At 58.8% G+C, this 14,975-nt stretch carries 14 protein-coding genes; 7 read left to right on the top strand and 7 right to left on the bottom strand.

The features are described from left to right. Positions 1-26: 26 nt before the first annotated feature. Positions 27-389 carry a VOC family protein gene (locus tag AACX78_RS09420; protein ID WP_159166035.1) on the bottom strand — a complete coding sequence of 121 codons (363 nt, stop codon included), beginning with the start codon at positions 387-389 and terminating at the stop codon, positions 27-29. A gap of 20 nt (positions 390-409) precedes the next feature. Then, the gene (locus AACX78_RS09425; RefSeq protein WP_159166036.1) at positions 410-796 is read right to left on the bottom strand and encodes a DUF6404 family protein; all 387 of its coding nucleotides are present in this window, start codon (positions 794-796) and stop codon (positions 410-412) included. Between the two features lie 193 nt (positions 797-989). On the opposite strand from AACX78_RS09425, the gene AACX78_RS09430 reads away from it, so the two are divergent. Next, positions 990-1,892, top strand: coding sequence for a LysR substrate-binding domain-containing protein (locus AACX78_RS09430; RefSeq protein WP_159166037.1), 903 nt, complete (start codon positions 990-992; stop codon positions 1,890-1,892). 209 nt (positions 1,893-2,101) lie between these two features. On the opposite strand, the gene glpK is transcribed toward AACX78_RS09430, so the two are convergent. Beyond that, a complete protein-coding gene (glpK, locus tag AACX78_RS09435; RefSeq protein WP_005310059.1) occupies positions 2,102-3,604 on the bottom strand; it encodes a glycerol kinase GlpK in 1,503 nt (500 codons plus the stop codon). 54 nt (positions 3,605-3,658) lie between these two features. Beyond that, positions 3,659-4,507, bottom strand: coding sequence for an MIP/aquaporin family protein (locus AACX78_RS09440; protein WP_021138521.1), 849 nt, complete (start codon positions 4,505-4,507; stop codon positions 3,659-3,661). Between the two features lie 488 nt (positions 4,508-4,995). On the opposite strand from AACX78_RS09440, the gene glpT reads away from it, so the two are divergent. The 6 genes from glpT (at position 4,996) to tyrA (ending at position 12,868) form a co-directional block, all read left to right on the top strand. Beyond that, a complete protein-coding gene (gene glpT, locus AACX78_RS09445) occupies positions 4,996-6,354 on the top strand; it encodes a glycerol-3-phosphate transporter (RefSeq protein WP_159166038.1) in 1,359 nt (452 codons plus the stop codon). 101 nt (positions 6,355-6,455) lie between these two features. After that, entirely contained in the window at positions 6,456-7,214 is a 759-nt protein-coding gene (locus AACX78_RS09450) for a DeoR/GlpR family transcriptional regulator (RefSeq protein ID WP_005310067.1), read from the top strand. Positions 7,215-7,525: 311 nt separating this feature from the next. Next, positions 7,526-9,013 carry a glycerol-3-phosphate dehydrogenase gene (glpD, locus tag AACX78_RS09455; RefSeq protein ID WP_159166039.1) on the top strand — a complete coding sequence of 496 codons (1,488 nt, stop codon included), beginning with the start codon at positions 7,526-7,528 and terminating at the stop codon, positions 9,011-9,013. A gap of 102 nt (positions 9,014-9,115) precedes the next feature. Then, positions 9,116-10,198: a glycerophosphodiester phosphodiesterase gene (gene glpQ, locus AACX78_RS09460; RefSeq protein ID WP_159166040.1), complete on the top strand. Its 1,083-nt coding sequence runs from the start codon at positions 9,116-9,118 to the stop codon at positions 10,196-10,198. A 350-nt stretch (positions 10,199-10,548) separates the two neighbouring features. Continuing rightward, the gene (locus AACX78_RS09465) at positions 10,549-11,622 is read left to right on the top strand and encodes a 3-deoxy-7-phosphoheptulonate synthase (protein ID WP_021138526.1); all 1,074 of its coding nucleotides are present in this window, start codon (positions 10,549-10,551) and stop codon (positions 11,620-11,622) included. Positions 11,623-11,740: 118 nt separating this feature from the next. Further along, on the top strand, positions 11,741-12,868 hold the full coding sequence (gene tyrA / locus AACX78_RS09470; RefSeq protein ID WP_159166041.1) for a bifunctional chorismate mutase/prephenate dehydrogenase: 1,128 nt from the start codon (positions 11,741-11,743) through the stop codon (positions 12,866-12,868). A 71-nt stretch (positions 12,869-12,939) separates the two neighbouring features. Here the strand turns inward: tyrA and hdfR are convergent, their stop codons facing one another. From hdfR to eco, 3 genes are all read right to left on the bottom strand, one after another. Continuing rightward, a complete protein-coding gene (hdfR, locus tag AACX78_RS09475) occupies positions 12,940-13,815 on the bottom strand; it encodes an HTH-type transcriptional regulator HdfR (protein ID WP_017412115.1) in 876 nt (291 codons plus the stop codon). Beyond that, positions 13,815-14,177: a DUF413 domain-containing protein gene (locus AACX78_RS09480; RefSeq protein WP_005310084.1), complete on the bottom strand. Its 363-nt coding sequence runs from the start codon at positions 14,175-14,177 to the stop codon at positions 13,815-13,817. The genes hdfR and AACX78_RS09480 overlap by 1 nt, the downstream gene beginning before the upstream one ends. A 302-nt stretch (positions 14,178-14,479) precedes the next feature. Further along, a complete protein-coding gene (eco, locus tag AACX78_RS09485; protein WP_005310087.1) occupies positions 14,480-14,962 on the bottom strand; it encodes a serine protease inhibitor ecotin in 483 nt (160 codons plus the stop codon). Between the last annotated feature and the right edge of the window lie 13 nt (positions 14,963-14,975).

Genomic DNA, 14,975 nt, shown 5'->3' on the forward strand with positions numbered 1-14,975 from the left:
AATTGTTTCTCGCCCACCCCTCGCCATCAGGCCGCCGGTTCGGACCAGACCGCAAACTCATTGCCGCTGGGTTCGACAAAGTGGAAGCGGCGGCCACCGGGGAAATCAAACAGCGGGTGGTTGAGGGTGCCGCCATGCTGGCTCACCTTGGCCTGGGTTGCCTCTATATCGGCGCTGTAGAACACCAAGAGCGCGCCGCCTTGCGCGCTCTGGCTGCACAGATCGGCGCGATAGAAGCCGCCATCCAACCCTTCTCCCTCGAAGGCGCAATAATCGGGGCCATAATCGGCAAATTGCCAGCCGAAAACGGCCTGAAAGAAGGCCTTGGTGGCGGCAAGATCCCTGGCCGCAAACTCCACATAGTTCAGTTTTTCATGGGCCCTGGTCATGAAGATCTCCTTGTCGGTGATTATTTCGGTTGCCAGCGTTTTTGCGTGCGGATCGTGGAGTGGGGCAAAGCGTCCCAAGGGGTCAGCTTGAGCTGCTTGCGCCGAAACCAGAGCCAGGTCGCCATCAGCAGGCCGAGCCCTATGCCAAACAGCAGGCTCTGGCGCAGGGCGAATACCGGGCTCACCTCATCTTGCCAGCCGAAGAACCACATCAACACCCCCCAGATAGCGCCGGTGGGGATCCCCAGAGCAAGGACATTGACCAGAAAGCGTTCGTAGTGGGGCGGCCTGATGGTGAACCCCGCCTTTCGCAGCAGCCAGATGATCGGGGGGTTGTAGTTGAGCGTCTGCAGGCCCTTCTCGACCAGCTCTCTATGGGCGGCGGCCAGCCTGTTTTCGAATGTCATTCGGTCGTCCTTGTCATGATTGGCGCCATACGATGCCGGTTTGGCTGCATTGTACTGGCAAAGGGAGAGTCTGGTTTGAGCTGAGCATCACGTTATTTATCTGTGGAAATAAAGAATTTGGGATCATGACGACCTTGCCAACCCTGAGCGATTACGCCTATAAAGGCCCAATACTCTTGCCTGGATAACAGCAATGAAGACCCATTCTGATGAACTGACCCTGTTCGTGGCCGTGGTGGAGGCGGGCAGTTTTCGCCAGGCGGCGGAGAACCTCGGCATGGACAACTCTGTGGTGAGTCGCGGCATCAAGCGGCTCGAGGAGAAGCTAGCCACCCTGCTGCTCAATCGCACCACCCGTCGGGTCAGTTTGACCGAGGAGGGGAGCTGGTTCTATCAGCGGGCGGTAAATATCCTGACCGAGATGAGCGAGGCGGAGGGGCATCTGTTGATGCGCAAGGAGCAGCCGGAGGGAATATTGCGGGTCGATGCGGCCACCCCCTTTATCCTGCATCGACTGGTACCCATCATCGGCGAGTTTCGCCGCCGCTATCCCGCCATCGAGCTGCAACTGCACAGCTCGGAAGGTTTCATCAATCTGATGGAGCGGCGGGTGGACATGGCCATTCGTATCGGCGAGCTGACGGATTCTTCCCTGCGTGCCTTGCCGCTCGGTCGCACGCGGCTGCGGCTGCTGGCATCCCCTGCGTATTTGAACGAACGCGGCACACCGCGCCAACCGGCGGATCTGCTGGCGGGCCACGAACTGCTGGGTTTTTTGCATCCCGATCACCTCAACCACTGGCCGCTGCTCAGTGCCGAGCAGGGGGATCGCTTTCCCATTACCCCGACCCTGCGGGCCAGCAGCGGCGAGACCCTGCGCCAGCTGGCGTTGGCGGGGCAGGGGATCGTCTGCCTGTCAGACTTCATGACAGGGCCGGATCGCGCAAGCGGCGCCCTGGTGGAGGTGCTGGCTCGCAGCAACAGCGGTGCCTCGCGTCCCGTCAATGCGGTCTTCTACTCCGATGCCCAGCGGGATATCCGGTTGCGGGTCTGGCTCGACTTTATCAAGGAGCAGATCGGCAGCCATACCCTGTGAGGGGGGAGTGGGAAGGGCCGCCCCCTCCCGGCTTCCCCTTTGCAGGGGGGAAGACGTCGCTGGCACCCAGCCGTGACAAGGGGAAGGGATTTGACTGGCCGGTAGATATACGTTGCCAATGGCCGGTGTGGATAAAGAGCTCAAAGAAGAGGCCGACATCGCTGTCGGCCTCTTTGTTTGTTCATCTCGGAAAGATGTCGGTTGCCCGATTAATCCTCTTCGGCCCAGCGGCGTGAACGCTCAACCGCTTTTTGCCAGCCGTGATAGAGCTTGTTGCGCTCTTCGTGGCTCATCTGCGGGATGAATTCACGATCCACGCTGAACTTGTCTTCCAGCTCGTCAGAGCTCTTCCAGAAGCCGACGGCCAGACCGGCCAGGAAGGCGGCGCCCATGGCGGTGGTCTCGATGCGGGTCGGACGCACCACAGGGGTGTGCATCATGTCGGACTGGAACTGCATCAGGAAGTCGTTGGCAACCGCGCCGCCGTCTACCTTGAGGGCGGCCAGCTTGATGCCGGAGTCCTGCTGCATGGCATCCAGCACATCACGGCTCTGGTAGGCGATGGATTCCAGCGCAGCACGGATGATGTGGTTGCGGTTGGCGCCACGGGTCAGGCCGACCATGGTGCCGCGAGCATACGGATCCCAGTAGGGCGCGCCTAGGCCGACGAAGGCCGGCACCAGATAGACGCCATTGGTGTCACCCACCTTGGAGGCAAAGTAGTCGGTATCGCGGGCATCGTGGATGAGTTTCAGCTCGTCACGCAGCCACTGCACGGTAGCGCCGCCCATAAAGACAGCCCCTTCCAGCGCGTAGTTCACTTCCCCTTTCGGGCCGATAGCGACGGTAGTCAGCAGGCCGTTGCTGGAGCGAACCGGCTCTGTGCCCGTGTTCATCAACAGGAAGCAGCCGGTACCGTAGGTGTTCTTGGCCATCCCTTTTTCGAAGCAGAGCTGACCGAACAGGGCAGACTGCTGGTCACCGGCAATGCCGGCGATGGGAATGCGGGAGCCGCCGCCACGGGTGGTGTAGCCATACACTTCGGAGGAGGGCTTGACCTCTGGCAGCATGGACAAGGGAATGCCCAGCTCGTCCAGCATCTTCTCGTCCCACTTCAGGTCGCGGATGTTGTAGAGCATGGTGCGGGAGGCGTTGGTCGGGTCAGTGACATGCACTTCGCCATTGGTCATCTTCCATACCAGCCAGGTGTCTATGGTGCCGAACAGCAGCTCGCCGTTCATCGCCTTCTCGCGGGCCCCTTCGACGTTGTCGAGGATCCACTTCACCTTGGTGCCGGAGAAGTAGGCGTCCAGCACCAGGCCGGTGTTCTCGCGAACATACTCTTCCAGGCCACGGGCCTTGAGCTCTTCGCAGATGGCTGCGGTGCGGCGGCACTGCCAGACAATGGCGTTGTAGATGGGTTTGCCGGTGGCCTTTTCCCATACCACTGTGGTTTCACGCTGGTTGGTGATGCCGATGGCGGCAATCTCTTCGCTGCGCAGGCCAGTCTTGGCCAGTACTTCGGTGAAGACGGAGGACTGGGTCGCCCAGATCTCCATGGGGTCGTGCTCTACCCAGCCAGCTTTCGGGTAGTGCTGGGTGAATTCGCGCTGGGAGGTGCCGACGATATTGGCATCCTGGTCAAACACGATGGCGCGGGAGGAGGTAGTACCCTGGTCCAGAGCGACGACATATTTTTTTTCAGCAGACATGATGTTCTCCACGTTTTTATTTTCCACGTTGTTACACGTTGGGGAGGGCCGCTCTTATGCGGCGGCCTCTTCTTTGGCGGTTTGGGCAGCTTGCTCGGTGGCGGCAACACGGTTGCCAGGCACACAGGGAGCCAACACTTTCACATACAGGGCGGTACCAAGCTGGGCACCGACGATGGGGCCAAGGATGGGCACCCAGAAGTAGGGGTTGTCACGACCACCAGTCATGGCCACGTCACCCCAGCCTGCCAGGAAGGCAAACAGTTTGGGGCCGAAATCACGGGCAGGGTTCATGGCAAAGCCGGTTAACGGGCCGAGGGAGGCACCGATCACGGCGATCAGGATACCGATCAGCAGGGCGGCGGCGAAGCCTTTGGGGGCGCCGTTGTTGTTGTCACCCAGCGCCATGATGCCCAGCATCAGAACGGCGGTGATCACCAGCTCGACCGCGAAGGCTTGCATGTTGGAGAGCAGGGCGTTCGGGTAGGTGGAGAAGATGCCGGCGGAGCCGAGGCTTTCGACGCTGCCGCGTACCACGTTGTGGGTCACTTCCCACTGGGTGAACAGGCCGCCATAAAGGAAGTAGACAAGGGCGGCGAAGCTGAAGGCACCGGCGACCTGAGCGATGATGTAGGGCACCACTTTACGCTTGTCGAACCCGCAGAAGGTCATCAGCGCCAGGGTCACGGCCGGGTTCAGGTGGGCACCTGAAATACCGCCGGTCACATAGATGGCGATGGCGACACCCAGACCCCAGGTAATAGAGATTTCCCATTGTCCGAAGTTGGCACCGGCCAGCACCAGGGCGGCCACACAACCGACGCCGAAAAATATCAGCAGGCCGGTTCCGATAAACTCGGCGATGCACTCGCCAAGCAGGGTATTGGGTCTTTGTATGCTCATACTTTTATTCCTTATATCCACCCAGAGTAGGTTTGATGTTCCGTTTTGTTGTTTTTTCAGTCCCATTACTGCATCCGAAAACGTTTTTTCTTGTTTTTTGAGCTGACGCAAACGTTATGCTCGTTTGCGCTCGTTCTCGGACGAGAGAGAAAATAAACCTAAATCGGCCATTCACCACTCCCTCCCCGCAGGAACTGTGGACAAGATCCCATTCATTGCTAAAAAAATGTGACGGAAAGCAAGTTGCAACAGGGTTTGTACCACTTAGTGGGTACCTCTATCCCTTGCCCTGCAAGGGATAGCCGCTGATGAGTGTTTACTCATCCGGCGCTTTATTTTGTAATAAAACTGCAATATTTGAGCCTCCATCACAGATTAAATGTTCACATATGAGCACAATAGGCTCGCTTTCGAATCAGGACTCCTCTGGTTGGTCAGCATGGACAGGGCACCCTCAACCGCCCACAACAACAATAAGGAAGCAGAACATGCTTAGTCTCTTCAGGCCTGCACCACACATAGACAGGCTTCCGGCCGACAAGGTCGACCCCTTCTACAAACGCATGCGTTGGCAGGTGTTTTTCGGGATCTTCTTTGGTTATGCCGGTTACTACCTGGTACGGAAAAACTTCAGTCTGGCGATGCCTTACCTGATCGAACAGGGATTCTCCCGCGGTGATCTGGGCCTGGCCCTGTCCGGGGTTTCCATTGCGTATGGTCTGTCCAAGTTCCTGATGGGGAACGTGTCTGACCGATCCAACGCCCGCTACTTCCTCTCTGCCGGTCTGCTGTTGTCGGCCGGTATCATGTTCATGATGGGGACTGTGCACTGGGCTACCTCCAGCATCGCCATCATGTTCGTGCTCTTGTTCCTGAACGGTTGGGTACAAGGCATGGGCTGGCCGCCCTGCGGTCGCACCATGGTGCACTGGTGGTCACAGAAAGAGCGTGGCGAAGTGGTCGCGGTCTGGAACGTGGCGCACAACGTCGGCGGTGGCCTGATTGGCCCGCTGTTCATCCTGGGGATGGGCTGGTTCAATGACTGGCGCAGTGCCTTCTATGTACCGGCTGCTGCCGCTGCCGCCATTGCGGTGATCGCCTTCTTCGTGATGCGTGACACCCCGCAATCGGTCGGTCTGCCGCCCATCGAGGAGTACAAGGACGACTATCCGAAGGACTATGATGCCAGCCACGAGAAGGAGTTTTCCGCCAAGGAAATCTTCATGAAGTACGTGCTGCACAACAAGCTTCTGTGGTACATCGCCATTGCCAACGCCTTCGTTTACCTCATTCGTTACGGTGTGCTGGACTGGGCTCCGACCTATCTGAAAGAGGCCAAGGATTTCACTGTCGACAACTCCTCCTGGGCCTATTTCCTGTACGAGTGGGCCGGTATTCCAGGCACCCTGCTGTGCGGCTGGATCTCTGACAAGCTGTTCCAGGGCCGCCGTGCCCCGGCCGGTATCCTGTTCATGGTGCTGGTCACCCTGGCTGTGCTGGTCTACTGGCTCAACCCGGCGGGCAACCCCACCGTCGACATGCTGGCTCTGGTCGCCATCGGCTTCCTGATCTATGGCCCCGTCATGCTGATCGGTCTGTATGCACTGGAGCTGGCACCCAAGAAGGCAGCCGGTACCGCGGCAGGCTTCACCGGGCTGTTCGGTTATCTGGGTGGTGCAGTGGCGGCCAACGCCATGCTGGGCTATACCGTTGACCACTTCGGCTGGGATGGCGGTTTCATGGTGCTGACCGCGTCTTGCGTGATCTCCATCATACTGCTGGCCATGACCCTCAAGCATGAGAACATCGCCGTCGCTGCCAAGAAGGCGGCTGCCGATAAGGCATAAAACGTGATCCTGCCCTTATCGATCCGAAAAGGGATCAGGTAAACTGCCAAAGGCCCCGCATCTGCCGGGGCCTTTTTTCGTCTCATCATCGGAGTTCAAGCGTGAAGCAAACCCAACGACATCTGGAGATACTGGACGTCCTGACGCGGCAGGGCTTTGTCTCGACGGAGGATCTGGTGACCCACTTTGACGTCAGTCCCCAGACCATTCGCCGTGATCTGAACGATCTCGCCGAACAGAACAAGATCCGGCGCCATCATGGCGGTGCCTCCCTGCATTCGAGTACCGTCAATACCGCCTACAGTGCCCGCAAAGTGATGCAGCTCAAGGAGAAAGAGCGTATCGCCCGCGAAGTGGCCGCCAATATTCCCGATGGCTCCTCTCTCTTCATCGACATAGGGACCACCACGGAGGCCATCGCCCGCGCCCTGCTCGATCACCGCGAGCTGCGCGTGGTGACCAACAACCTCAACGTCGCCAGCATTCTCACCGCCAAGGATGACTTCACCGTCATCATCGCCGGTGGCGAGATCCGCAACCGGGATGGCGGCATAGTGGGGGAGGCGACCCGCGACTTCATCGGTCAGTTCCGCATGGATTACGGTGTCATCGGTATCTCGGGCATCGACAATGACGGCTCTCTGCTCGATTTCGACTACCACGAGGTGAAGATTGCCCAGGCCATCATAGCCCACTCCCGCCAGGTGTTTCTGGCCGCCGACCACACCAAGTTCGGTCGCAATGCCATGGTCAATCTGGGTAACCTCAACCAGATCCACGCCCTGTTCACCGATCAGGAGCCGCCCGAGAAGCTGATGCGGCTCATGTCCCAGCACCAGATCGAATGCCACATCTGCTGAGCCGCCGTTAACCCCTATCTGGCACCAGGCCGCCATGACGGCGGCCGCTTTTCCCCCTCTCTTCCCCTTCCTCCTGCTGCTTTCCGGCTCACCACCACTCTGGGTATGAGCGCGCTCTCGCGCACGCTTTTTTGCCAGCCAGCCCCTTGCTGACGTCCTGATCACCGACTGGCAGCATTTTTAGCATTGCCAAAACAATCGCGATCACATTTTCTCCATAAAATGTTCGTTTATCATTTTTTCATGCTCTAATATGAGCGAAATCAAACATTGCTGTCATGGCAACACAAAATAAGAAAGAGTAGGTGAACATGAGCGAACATTATGATCTGGTCGTCGTTGGCGGCGGCATCAATGGGGTGGGCATTGCGGCTGATGCAGCGGGTCGGGGTCTGAAGGTTGCCCTGTTCGAGGCACAGGATCTCGCCTCTGCCACCTCCTCCAACTCCAGCAAGCTGATCCACGGCGGCTTGCGTTACCTCGAACATTACGAATTCCGGCTGGTGAAAGAGGCCTTGGCTGAGCGGGAAGTGCTGCTTGGCATGGCGCCGCATATCGCCCGCCCCATGCGTTTTCGTCTGCCGCACCGCCCGCACCTGCGTCCGGCCTGGATGATCCGCGCCGGTCTCTTCCTGTATGACAACTTGGCCAAGCGCGACAAGCTCAAGGGCAGCTGCGGCGTGCGCTTCCTGCCCCAGGACGGCTTGACCGCCGGTATCAACAAAGGCTTCGAGTACTCGGATGCCTGGGTCGATGACGCCCGCCTTGTAGTACTCAACGCCATGATGGCTCGTGATAAAGGGGCCGAGGTGCAGACCCGCACCCGCTGCATCAAGGCGGTGCGCGGCTCCAAGCACTGGACGTTGACTCTGGAGCGGGAAGGGGGCGAGCAGTTCACCGTCACCTGCCGTGGTCTGGTCAATGCAGCCGGTCCCTGGGTCAAAACCTTCTATGATGAGAGCCTGCACGAGAAATCCCCGCGCGGCATTCGCCTCATCAAGGGCAGCCACATCATAGTGCCGCGTATTCATGAGCGCGAAGAGGCCTATATCCTGCAAAACGAAGACAACCGCATCGTCTTTGTCATCCCTTATCAGCAGGATTACTCCCTCATCGGTACCACGGACGTGGAGCACAAGGGCAGCCCGCGCGAGGCGAAGATCAGCGACGCCGAAATCAACTACCTGTGCAAGGTGGTCAACGCTCACTTTACCCGCCAGATAGCGCCCAAAGATGTCATCTGGACCTATGCCGGCGTGCGACCGCTCTGCGATGACGAGTCCGATTCCCCCCAGGCCGTGACCCGTGACTATACCCTCGAGCTCTCCGGTGAATCCGACGGTGCGCCACTCTTGTCCGTGTTTGGCGGCAAGCTCACCACCTATCGCAAGCTGGCCCAAGCCGCCTGCAACAAGCTCAAGCCCTGGTTCAGCCAGATGGGTGAGGATTGGACCGCCACCAGCCGTCTGCCTGGTGGCGAATTTGATTGCTCCACTACCGAGTTGGCGCGTGCCTATATGCTCGAATTCGACTGGCTGGATGAGCGCAACGCCCATCGCATCGCCGAGGCCTATGGCAGCCACGCCCGCCTCTGGTTGCACGAGGAGCGCGGCCAGCACTTTGGCGCCGGCCTGTACGAGTCGGAAGTGCGTTATCTGATGAGCCGCGAGTGGGCCCATTCGATGGAAGACATACTGTGGCGTCGCAGCAAGCTGGGGCTTCGCCTCTCCCAGCCTGAGCAGCAGCAGCTGCACGCCTGGCTGGAACAACATCAGCACGCCCTGCCCAAGGCAAGCTGATGAAGAAGCGGGCGGCCCCTTGGCCGCCCGTCGTTAAAATGCAACAAACCTCTGCTATAACAAACACCTACACCAAATAAACAATAACAAAGAGCACCTCGCATGAAAAAAATCTCTCTCTCCCTGATAGCCCTTGGCCTGGGGGCCGCCCTTGCATTGCCCGCTCTTGCTGCCGACGAAGGCAAGATAGTGATCGCCCACCGTGGCGCTTCGGGCTATCTGCCCGAGCACACCCTGGCATCCAAGGCGCTGGCCTATGGCATGGGAGCCGATTATCTGGAGCAGGATCTGGTGATGACCAAGGATGACCATCTGGTGGTGATGCACGATCACTTCCTCGACGGCATCACGGACGTGGCCGAGCGCTTCCCCGGTCGGGCCCGCCCGGACGGTCGTTACTATGTGGTGGACTTCACCCTGGCCGAGGTGCGCTCCCTGAGCATGACGGAGCCGTTCCAGCTGGTGGATGGCAAGCAGGTGCCGGTCTATCCGGCCCGCTTCCCGCTGTGGAAGTCCAGCTTCAAGATCCACACCTTCCAGGAAGAGATAGAGATGATCCAGGGGCTCAACAAGAGCACCGGCAAGAACATAGGTATCTATCCGGAGATCAAGGCCCCCTGGCTGTTTCGCCACGAAGGCAAGGACATCTCCAAGGCCGTCTTGAACGTGCTCAAGGAGTACGGTTACACAGGGAAGGATGACAAGGTCTATCTGCAGTGCTTCGATGCCAACGAGCTCAAGCGCATCAACAGCGAGCTGATGCCCGCCTTAGGCATGGACTTGAAACTGGTGCAGCTGATGGCCGAGACCGACTGGAACGAGACCATGGTCTATGACGCCAAGGGCCAGGCAACCCCTTACGACTATGACTGGATGTTCAAGCCGGGGGCCATGAAGACCATAGCTGGCTACGCGGAAGGCATAGGCCCCTGGAAGCCGATGATAGTCACGGAGCCGGGCACCCCGGGCAAACCTGTGTTTACCGGCATGGTGAAAGAGGCCCACGCCGCTGGCCTTAAAGTACACCCTTATACCTTCCGTCAGGATGAGGGGCAGATCCCGGCCTACGCCAAGGATTTCAGCGATTTGCTCAACATCTTCCTCTATCAGGCCGATGTGGACGGGGTGTTCAGCGACTTCCCGGACAAGGCGGTCGACGCCATCAAGGCACACGGCAAATCATAAAAGAAGAGCAAGACGGGAACGCAAGCGGGGCCAGGTGCCCCGCTTTTTTATAAAATGGAGGCAAGGGCAGGAGTGGGATAGTGGTCGAGCAGTACTGACGGCAGTATCAGGGTGTAACGATATATTTACGATTTTGTCGGATCAGGGGCTTTTTACTCGCTACTTTCTGGTTGTTTAGGTCGCCTTATTGGTCGTTTATCCACCTGTTAGACAGTTAATCCGCTAGTTTCACTTGATTGTTTGTTTTTCCTTGGTAAGGTGAGGGCGGTTGCGTAACAAAGCACTGACTTGTGTAAACAAAAGAATACATTCAGTGCAATTGGCTTAAATACTGTAGAGAGAATGAGATCATGCAAAGAGACCCCCTGAACAACATCCATATCCAATCCGAACAAGTGATGATCACGCCTGCCCAGCTCAAGGAGAAGCTACCCATCTCCGACCAGGCGCTGGCTTTCGTGCAAGGGGCCCGCACTACCATAGCCGACATCATCCACCGTCGTGATCACCGCCTGCTGGTGATCTGTGGACCCTGTTCCATCCACGACATGGACGCCGCCAAAGAGTACGCAACCAGACTCAAAGCGCTGCATGATGCCTATCAGGATTCTCTCTACATTGTCATGCGGGTCTACTTTGAGAAGCCGCGCACCACGGTCGGCTGGAAAGGCTTTATCAACGACCCGAACCTGGATGGCACCTTCGATGTGGAGCTGGGGCTGCATCGCGCCCGTGAGCTGCTCTGCTGGCTGGCGGAGCTGGAATTGCCGCTGGCGACTGAAGCGCTCGACCCCATCAGCCCGCAATACCTGGCGGAGCTCTTCTCCTGGTCGGCCATCGGCGCCCGTACCACAGAATCCCAGACCCACAGGGAGATGGCGTCCGGCCTCTCCATGCCGGTGGGCTTCAAGAACGGCACAGACGGTAATCTGGGTACCGCCATCAATGCGCTGCAGGCGGCTTCCAGCCCCCATGCCTTCATGGGGATCAACCAGCAGGGCCAGGTTGCCTTGCTGCAGACCCAGGGCAACCCGGATGGCCACGTCATCCTGCGCGGCGGCAAGCACCCGAACTACGACTCGGTCAATGTGTCGCTGGCGGAAGAGGCACTGGAAAAGGCGGGCCTGCTGCCCGGCCTGGTGGTGGATTGCAGTCACGGCAACTCCAGCAAGGATCACCGCTTGCAGCCCAAGGTGGCCGACAACGTTATCCACCAGATCCAGGAGGGCAACCGCTCCATCATAGGGGTGATGCTCGAATCCAACCTGTTCGAAGGCAACCAGTCCAGCGAGCAGCCCAAAGAGCAGATGCGTTACGGCGTCTCCATCACCGATGCCTGCATCGACTGGGATAGCACAGCCGCTCTGCTGGAGCGATGCCATCGCGAGCTGGCGGCGCCGCTCAAGGGCAGAACTGCACGGTAAGCCGTGGTATCTTGTCGTAACTGATTGAACCATAGAGGTATCACTGACCACGCAGTGATACCTTGTTGCCTCTTGAATCACAGGGCGCCGCCGCCAGCGGCGCCAGCAGGGACTGGATATGGCTGAAGAGTTGAATGCCCTCAGGGACAAGATTGATGCGGTGGACAGACAGCTGATCGATCTGCTGGCCGCACGGCTGGCCCTGGTGGGGGAAGTGGGTGAGGTGAAGAGCCGCCACGGCCTGCCCATTTATGCACCGGACAGGGAGGCGAGCATGCTGGCCCGCCGTCGCACCGAGGCCGAACTGTTGGGGGTGCCGGGGGACCTCATCGAGGATGTGCTGCGCCGGGTCATGCGTGAATCTTATGCCAGCGAAAAAGACACCGGCTTCAAGTGTATGAAGCCGGATCTTGGCAAAGTGGTCATCATAGGCGGACAGGGTCAACTTGGCCGCTTGTTCGGCCACATGTTCAGCCTCTCCGGCTACCGGGTTGTGACCCTCGAACAAGCAGACTGGCCGCGAGCTGACGAGATCCTGGCCGACGCGGGTCTGGTCATGGTGGCCGTGCCCATCGACATCACCTGTCAGATCATCGACCGCCTCGGCAACTTGCCCGCCGATTGTCTGCTAGTGGATGTCACCAGCGTCAAGAGCGAGCCGCTTGCCCATATGTTGGCGGTGCACAAAGGTCCTGTTCTGGGGCTGCACCCCATGTTCGGACCCGATGTGGCGAGCCTCGCCAAGCAGGTGATCGTCTGCTGTCAGGGCCGTGATGCGGCCGCCAGTCAGTGGTTGCTGGATCAGATGACCATCTGGGGCGCGCGCTTGCAGCAAGTCGAGGCCAAAGCTCACGACGAGGCCATGACCCTCATTCAGGCGCTGCGCCACTTCGCCACTTTTGCCTATGGCTGGCACCTCTCCCGGGAGCAGGCCAACATCGACCGCCTGCTTAACTTAAGCTCCCCCATCTACCGGTTGGAGCTGGCCATGGTGGGGCGGTTGTTTGCCCAGGATCCTGAGCTCTATGCCGACATCATATTGTCGTCACCGCAGAATCTGGCGATGATCCGCCGCTACTACCAGAACTTCGGCGAGGTGTTGGGGCTGCTGGAGCAGGGGGACAGAGCCGGTTTTATCGATGCCTTCTCGCAGGTATCCGGCTTTTTTGGCGAGCATGCCGACGAGTTTCTGCGCGAGAGCCGCATGTTGCTGGCCCAGGCCAACGATCGCCGCCAGCACGGCTGATGCGATTGCACACAAGCACCATAAAAAAGGGGCCTTTTCGGCCCCTTTTCTGTCTGTGCTATCACCCGAGGTTATTCAGGCTGCGGCAGGCGCAGATCGGCGCCATCCCAGCCAAGGGGCAGGGTCAGCAGCCGATCGATCAGCTCCCGACGATCGGACTTCTCCAGATAGGCGAGGTAGAGCGGGCGGCTCAGTGGCTGGCCTCCCTCCACCAGATGCAGCTGCCCCTTTTCCAGGAAGGGACTCACCATCCGCCGTGGCAGGTAGGCGGCCCCCCCATTGGCCAGCACGAACTGCAGCGCCATGTTGGCGGAGCTCGAGTGCAGCACGGGTGTCTTTTGCAGGCTCTGCAAGCGGCTGGGTTGTGGCTCCAGGCTGGTGCCCCAGTCGAGGTGAATGTGGGGCATTTGCATCAGGCTGTCGGCGTTGGCTGTGCTATCCCGGCTCACCAGTTCAAACACCAGTTCGCCGATGGGATGCAGGGCAATCTCATCGATCTTGGTTGGCTCGGAGAGCAGGGCCAAGTCGAGGGAGCGCTCCAGCAGCTGGCGGCACAGGTGCTCGCGGGATGCGGTTTCGAGCCGCACGGCGAGGCCGGGAGCCAGCGCATAGACATGATTGAGCCAGTCGTTGAAATCGAGCTCCCAGAACACGGCGGGCGCGCCTATGGCGAGCTGCTGGCTGAAACCGGGGGAGAGTGCCACGTCCTGCTTGGCCCTACCCAGGGTATGCAAGATGGCGTCTGCATAGGGCAGCAGACGCTCGCCGGACGCGGTCAGGCGGATGTTGTTGCGATGACGGGCAAACAGACTGACCCCGAGTTGCTGCTCGAGCTGGCGGATCCGAAAGCTCACCGCCGACTGGGTCAGGTAGAGATTCTCAGCAGCCCGGCCAAAGTGCCGGGTCTTGCTGACCTCGATAAAGGTCCGAAGCAGTTCGGTATCCATTAATCGATGGACTCGTCGCTACCGCCGCCGTTGCCGCCGTCAAAACCACCGCCGCCGGTTTCCTCGTTGGCGCCGCCTGCGACTGTGCACAGACGATGCACGCGCTTGGGACCTATCACCTTCAGATACTTGAACCACACCTTGGCGTGGGGATTGCTGCCGGCAGCGCCGGATTTGACCTGTTCGATAAAGGCGCTTTCTACGTCATCGCGCGGCGCCAGGTTGCCCTGATAGAGCGCCAGCATGGCGGTGCCGTATTTTTCCAGACTGTCCGCTTCGGCAACAGTGAATTCACCACTGCGACGCAGGCCACGGGGAAAATGTTTGAAGTCGTTGAAACGCTTGTCGGATTCGAAGCTCATAGTGCTCTTTTTCTGGTTAGTTTGACCTTTGCGGGCAAGTATCATCAGGCCGTCGCAGAGTGCAAAATCAATTTTTTCACTATATGGATAAATAATTTTCATTGAAAATGATTTAGCCATGATCCAGTGGATATTCGGGGAGGGCAGGAGCAAAAAAGCGAGAAAAAAAGCGGAGTTATGTCAGGTTATGTCAAGGTTCGGCCGTCTGGGGCGACGAAATTTGGTTAAAAATAAAGCGCCGTTTGGCGCTCTATTTTGTGTCGTTCATGAACCAAAGCGGGAGGTTTGGTCTCGATGGAGACTTACTCTATCATGGCTGGCTGGGCCAGGTTATCCGCACGCCACAGACGGTAGCGCACTTCATACTCCTGCGGGACGTAGAGCACGAACGGCAGCTTGGAGTTGTAGTTCACGAAGAAGCCCTGACCGTATATCTGGACGAAGGTCTCTTTCTTCTGGACATCCGGGCAGGCCATCAGGGTGCTGATGGGATCGGATACCTTGCCGAGCATCAGGTAGTTGTAGCCCCAGCCCTTGACGCTGTGCTGCTCAAGGTTGCCGGCGAAACGCGGCACATTGCAGTCGACCATCATTTTCTTGCCGACCTGCAGCTCGACCATCATGTCGGCTTCGTTCTCGACTTCCGGCAGGCGGATCACGACACGTTCCTGGTTTACTTCGGCGGCCGGAAACATGCTGATATCAAATTTTTTCGGTTCGGCGGCGAAGGCATGGCCGCCCAGCAACAAGGCGCCCAGCAGGCTAAAACGCAATACGGTTTTCATCTGTACCTCATGG

Origin of the sequence: Aeromonas sp. 9A (genome assembly GCF_963900955.1) — a bacterium.
GTDB lineage: Bacteria > Pseudomonadota > Gammaproteobacteria > Enterobacterales > Aeromonadaceae > Aeromonas > Aeromonas salmonicida.

Excerpts from the sequence above, each read along its gene's own strand:
- AACX78_RS09420 (WP_159166035.1), bottom strand. The coding sequence starts at position 389 with ATGACCAGGGCCCATGAAAAACTGAACTATGTGGAGTTTGCGGCCAGG.
- AACX78_RS09425 (WP_159166036.1), bottom strand. The coding sequence starts at position 796 with ATGACATTCGAAAACAGGCTGGCCGCCGCCCATAGAGAGCTGGTCGAG.
- AACX78_RS09430 (WP_159166037.1), top strand. The coding sequence starts at position 990 with ATGAAGACCCATTCTGATGAACTGACCCTGTTCGTGGCCGTGGTGGAG.
- glpK (WP_005310059.1), bottom strand. The coding sequence starts at position 3,604 with ATGTCTGCTGAAAAAAAATATGTCGTCGCTCTGGACCAGGGTACTACC.
- AACX78_RS09440 (WP_021138521.1), bottom strand. The coding sequence starts at position 4,507 with ATGAGCATACAAAGACCCAATACCCTGCTTGGCGAGTGCATCGCCGAG.
- glpT (WP_159166038.1), top strand. The coding sequence starts at position 4,996 with ATGCTTAGTCTCTTCAGGCCTGCACCACACATAGACAGGCTTCCGGCC.
- glpD (WP_159166039.1), top strand. The coding sequence starts at position 7,526 with ATGAGCGAACATTATGATCTGGTCGTCGTTGGCGGCGGCATCAATGGG.
- glpQ (WP_159166040.1), top strand. The coding sequence starts at position 9,116 with ATGAAAAAAATCTCTCTCTCCCTGATAGCCCTTGGCCTGGGGGCCGCC.
- AACX78_RS09465 (WP_021138526.1), top strand. The coding sequence starts at position 10,549 with ATGCAAAGAGACCCCCTGAACAACATCCATATCCAATCCGAACAAGTG.
- tyrA (WP_159166041.1), top strand. The coding sequence starts at position 11,741 with ATGGCTGAAGAGTTGAATGCCCTCAGGGACAAGATTGATGCGGTGGAC.
- hdfR (WP_017412115.1), bottom strand. The coding sequence starts at position 13,815 with ATGGATACCGAACTGCTTCGGACCTTTATCGAGGTCAGCAAGACCCGG.
- AACX78_RS09480 (WP_005310084.1), bottom strand. The coding sequence starts at position 14,177 with ATGAGCTTCGAATCCGACAAGCGTTTCAACGACTTCAAACATTTTCCC.
- eco (WP_005310087.1), bottom strand. The coding sequence starts at position 14,962 with ATGAAAACCGTATTGCGTTTTAGCCTGCTGGGCGCCTTGTTGCTGGGC.